General features: G+C 38.8%; 5 protein-coding genes and 1 riboswitch. Of the genes, 1 reads left to right on the forward strand and 4 read right to left on the reverse strand.

The genetic code is table 11. The features are described from left to right. Window positions 1–511 precede the first annotated feature (511 nt). Window positions 512–946, reverse strand: a complete 435-nt coding sequence (locus tag IT084_RS17405) for a hypothetical protein (RefSeq protein ID WP_195714151.1) — start codon at window positions 944–946, stop codon at window positions 512–514. Between the two features lie 99 nt (window positions 947–1045). Further along, window positions 1046–1855, reverse strand: coding sequence for a hypothetical protein (locus IT084_RS17410; RefSeq protein ID WP_195714152.1), 810 nt, complete (start codon window positions 1853–1855; stop codon window positions 1046–1048). Window positions 1856–2362: 507 nt separating this feature from the next. Here IT084_RS17410 and IT084_RS17415 point away from each other — a divergent pair. Continuing rightward, window positions 2363–2827: a DUF6147 family protein gene (locus IT084_RS17415; RefSeq protein ID WP_195714153.1), complete on the forward strand. Its 465-nt coding sequence runs from the start codon at window positions 2363–2365 to the stop codon at window positions 2825–2827. A 24-nt stretch (window positions 2828–2851) separates the two neighbouring features. On the opposite strand, the gene IT084_RS17420 is transcribed toward IT084_RS17415, so the two are convergent. Further along, the gene (locus IT084_RS17420) at window positions 2852–3637 is read right to left on the reverse strand and encodes a DUF4367 domain-containing protein (RefSeq protein ID WP_195714154.1); all 786 of its coding nucleotides are present in this window, start codon (window positions 3635–3637) and stop codon (window positions 2852–2854) included. A 2-nt stretch (window positions 3638–3639) separates the two neighbouring features. Further along, the gene (locus tag IT084_RS17425; protein ID WP_195714155.1) at window positions 3640–4224 is read right to left on the reverse strand and encodes an RNA polymerase sigma factor; all 585 of its coding nucleotides are present in this window, start codon (window positions 4222–4224) and stop codon (window positions 3640–3642) included. 110 nt (window positions 4225–4334) lie between these two features. Beyond that, window positions 4335–4422: riboswitch (cyclic di-GMP riboswitch) on the reverse strand. Window positions 4423–4450: the final 28 nt, after the last annotated feature.

Raw genomic sequence — 4450 nt, forward strand, 5'->3', positions numbered from 1 at the left:
CTGCGGAACATATTTTTCCTCCAAGTGCACGGTTTTTGCAGCATTTACCGCATTTTCCATGCACTTTATTTCGACAAATATGCTCCTAAATCCTTGATTTTGTTGGGTTTTTGTTTCGTTCAGCAAGCCCTATATAGGTCTGGACATCGGTTTGCCAACCCATTATGATTATCTTGACGAATGTCATAAGGGAAGAGGGAAACTGGCTGTGGTGGCCTATGGGGTTTCCCTCTTCCGCTTTTTTCGCCTTGCCTTTCTGTAGTTTTTGTTGTCGTTGCTATTGTTGCTGGTTCCTAACAATCATTATGAGGTATGAATGCCATTTTGGGCAAGAAAAAACCGCTCTCCTTCCGCCATTGAGGGTGAGCGGCAACATGATAGCTTCAGTAAAGCCTTTAAGATTGTCCATCGAAGCGATAAGAAATAGCTTTTCTTGATATTTAAGTGAGGATAAAAACATAATTTATTTTAGACTCTCTCTCGGTGTTTATTGTACTTCTTCCTGTCCAAACTATTCATTATTTCCCACTCTTTTGGATATGCTGGTTATTAAAGAATATCCGAGCAGGATTTGCCCTAATGTCATTGCAGTTAAGCTAAAACTTATTGCAATATTGTATTTTGTGTATAAAATGCCTAGAATTTTATATGCAAACCCAGATTGAAAAATATAAAACGAGCAGGCAGGAATTAGTGATGGAAGGCTAACCAATAGAATTCTCCTAAAATTAACTACCCATGCCCCGTTCTTTTTCAAATTTGCTAAAATAGATTCTAACCCAATTAAAACCCCAAAAACTACGTTAATGACTAAAAGTAATAATGCTATCAAATCAGACATATAAAAAAAATTACTTTTTTGGTATGCTTGTATGTCGTCGGCAATTAAAAATATTATCAATACATATGTAAATAAACCTAATTCATATAAAACATCTTTTCTCATAATCGGTCTCCCTTCTTTGTAATAATTATGTACCTGTTTATTGTTTTATACAATAAACAGGTACATAATTCAAGAGATATACAAGAGATTTAGAAAAATTTAATATGGTATATATGCACCACCAACACCAGTGTTAAATTCTGTTGGTTGTTGAACAACTGGGTATCCAGGTCGCGCAAAGCAACAGTTAAATTCATGATAGGTTCCACATATACCAAAATTTGATACTGAAGTGTATTCAGTATGACTAAAAGATTTATTGTGAGTACCTCCTGCTAAATTGCTGCCATAAGTAAATGTTTTATCATAATTAACTGGGTTTGTATTTGTGCCTGTTCCCGGCTTGACAGCCCCGGCCTGAAATGCATATAATCTCATTCTATCAGCCCAAGCAACAACCTGAGTACCATAGTTTTGTCTTGTCCACCAACCTTTGGAGCTTATCATTCTATACCAAGAGTAAGATCCACCTTCTGAAATAACATCAGAAGTTGTTTCGCCGGAACATGTTACAGATGCACCTGCATAACTTATAACACGTGTTAATGGGTCTATGTCTAAGGATAATATGGAAACATCACCTGATGTATTTGCTTCAGAATCTCCATCTTTTACTACTCTATAACGTTCTTCATAAATAACCACGGGTTTTTCAAAACTTTCTTTAATAGCATCTAAATTGTTTGTTTTATCAAAAACAACAACCCTTTCAACTTTTTGCTTATCTAAATCAATACCGCCTTCTTTATAGTGCTCCTTTAACATTGAAGGTAAATTATTCTTAAACATCTGTTGTACTTTAACATACTCTGTCTTTTCGGCTTTTTTCTCTTGAGCCGCAACTGGCCCATATAACATTAAACAAAAAGAAATTACCAATGATAGACATAATAAGGATCTTTTTATCATGTAATTAACCTCCTTATTTTTTAGTGATCCAATTGCATAATTCCCAGCCCATATCCCACACGTGTTTAACAAACCAAGAAAAACCGTTTACCCAAAACTAAAAATTACAAATATCTCTTAAATAGTGCCAGAATAGAAAGGTTTCACCTCCTTGCTTGTAGAAATGTTCTTGTACCCCTACAAAAAACATACAAGCGAGGTTAAACCCTAAAATGTATATTCTTGAAGGAGTACTTTTTCCCTTTGAAGTTTTCGCAGAAAATTTCAATGAGGACGATAAAGTTTATCAGGTCATTAGAGACCATTTCCCGGGAATCTTACCGGTTGCGTCTAAATTTCCCCCCCTCATTCCCACCCCCTCAAAACTCAATCACACTAAGACGATTGAAAATGGATTTAGGTTCAAAAAATCCAAAAAAAATTCCAGATTTTTTTGTTAAATTTTAAACCGAGCCCATTCTGAAACGTCTTATATTGATTCTTAATTCTGAAAGGGGGAAATGTAACATGAATGGGCTTTGGAAAGGTGTTTTATCGTTGGTAATGATGGTTGTTTTTCTTACGGCAACCGGCGCTGTTTATGCCGGGCAGACTGATTTGAAGGCGCCGCCGCCGGAACAAAGTAAAGCACATAAGGAAATCGGAATTGAGTCTTTGCAGTACTTGCAGGATTGGAATTGCAGTCTTATTCCCAGCGGAGGCGGAAAAATTAATCTAACCGGTTACACCCGGGCTTATCAAACTGTGGACTATATCATGGTTAAGCTGTACCTGCAGCGCTGGAACGGTAGCAGTTGGGTTGATCTGGGAGGATGGCCCTTTGAAAGGTATAACTCCTCCAAGGCTGAAGGGTTGAAGGGTTTGGAAGTGTTAAAGGGATACTATTACAGAGTACGGGCGGAGCACAGCCTGTCTCATAATGGGACCACCGAATCCGCAAAGTCGTATTCCGATTATTATTATGTAGAATAATAAAAGGGGCATCCATGCCCCGTTTTATTTTACGGATTCGGCTATTTTTATTGCCTCTTCTTTTGATACCCTACCATCCAGGGTAAACAATACACTATTATTTATCCATGTCATCCGAATCCTTTCATTCTTGAATAAAATCAATTGGCCGCTGTTTTTTCCCACCGTGATATCCTCCGTGACAGCGTCTTCAATATCATATCCATACCCCTGCACATATCCGTCTGGAACATTCATCTCTTCAAGTACAATGTTATCTGCATTTGGACTCTTGTACAGCAGGCTGATCTTCACCACAGGTTTTGTCATTGGCTGATATTCAACCCGGTCAAGGGTATAGCCGGCTGGAATATACCGTGGAACCAAAACAGGAAAAGGGGATATCTTTTTCGCCTCTTCCAGGGAAACAATTTTTCCCTCTTCAATAGGGAGTTCTGAAAAACCTTTCTCTTGTGGTAGAGGCAACTGGCCTGGCTCATGTTGCCGGTAACTGGTTTTGACATTCATTTGTGTACCGCCAAGCAGGGTTTCTACCGTATGAAGTATTTTCTCCCCTATGGCCCGGGCATTTCCCGGACTTGATATAGCAAGAGCACCGGTTAACACGATAATTACCCCGGCAGAAGCAGCCAGCTTGAACAATAAAGATTTTCTTTTATTCTTATGTAAAGCTTTCTCTTGCTCTTGAAGCTTTTTTTCAAACCTTGCCCACGATTCTTCCAGCGGGGGAGGGGTAATTGAATCAACTGTCTCGCGCACAGTTTCTTTAACCACCTTATCCAGTTCTGATTTTATGTATTGTTGTTTCATGTTTATTTCGCCTCTTCCGAGTTTAACTTCATAGTATTATGATGTGGGAATTTACTTTCAGGCTCTATTAATTCTCTGATCTTCTGCCTGGCGTGAAAAAGGCGGGACTTGACGGTTCCCACCGGCAATCCCAGGGCTGCGCTAATTTCATCGCAGGACATTTCTCTGTAATATTTTAGATATAGTATTTGCCGGTACTCCGGTTGAAGGCAATTAATTTTTTGCTTAATCATTTGTTTATCTTCTTCTATCAGTAAAATGGTTTCCGGTGATAATAGCTGGTTGTCTGAGTAAACACCCCGGGTTTCCATATAAAAAGTGTTCCTTGAACGATGGCGGATAATGTCCCGAGCAGTATTTACAGCCATACGACACAGCCAGGCTTCCAACCTGGAGGGGTCTTCAAGCTGTTCTATTTTGTATTTAATCTTAAGAAAGACTTCATGTACAGCATCTTCGGCAAGGCCAGTGTCATTGGTGATATAATAAGCAGCCTGGTAAACAGGCCTGTAAAATAGTTCATAAATGAATCTGAGTGCCTGAACATCGCCGCTTTTTATTTTTGCGACAATGGTTTCTGTATTCAAAATGAAAACCCTCCTTTCAATGGTATTATTAAAATAATCGTTGGGTTTCATAATAAAAGCTTACCCCGTACGTAAACACAGGATAAGCTTCTGCTCCTTGTGCATGAGCATTCGGCAACCCGGCTATCATCGCAGTAATCCTGCATTAGACCCGTGGTTTTGCGTCCTCATCTTTCGATGAGTTTGCCTTTTTCTTAACTACCATTTATTGACTTAATAGGAGATT

Origin of the sequence: Desulfallas sp. Bu1-1, from assembly GCF_015594625.1 — a bacterium.
GTDB lineage: Bacteria > Bacillota > Desulfotomaculia > Desulfotomaculales > Desulfallaceae > JADNRQ01.

What these genes read in the sequence shown, in the direction of transcription:
- IT084_RS17415 (WP_195714153.1), top strand. Translation starts at nt 2,363, where the DNA reads ATGAATGGGCTTTGGAAAGGTGTTTTATCGTTGGTAATGATGGTTGTT.
- IT084_RS17410 (WP_195714152.1), bottom strand. Translation starts at nt 1,855, where the DNA reads ATGATAAAAAGATCCTTATTATGTCTATCATTGGTAATTTCTTTTTGT.
- IT084_RS17420 (WP_195714154.1), bottom strand. Translation starts at nt 3,637, where the DNA reads ATGAAACAACAATACATAAAATCAGAACTGGATAAGGTGGTTAAAGAA.
- IT084_RS17405 (WP_195714151.1), bottom strand. Translation starts at nt 946, where the DNA reads ATGAGAAAAGATGTTTTATATGAATTAGGTTTATTTACATATGTATTG.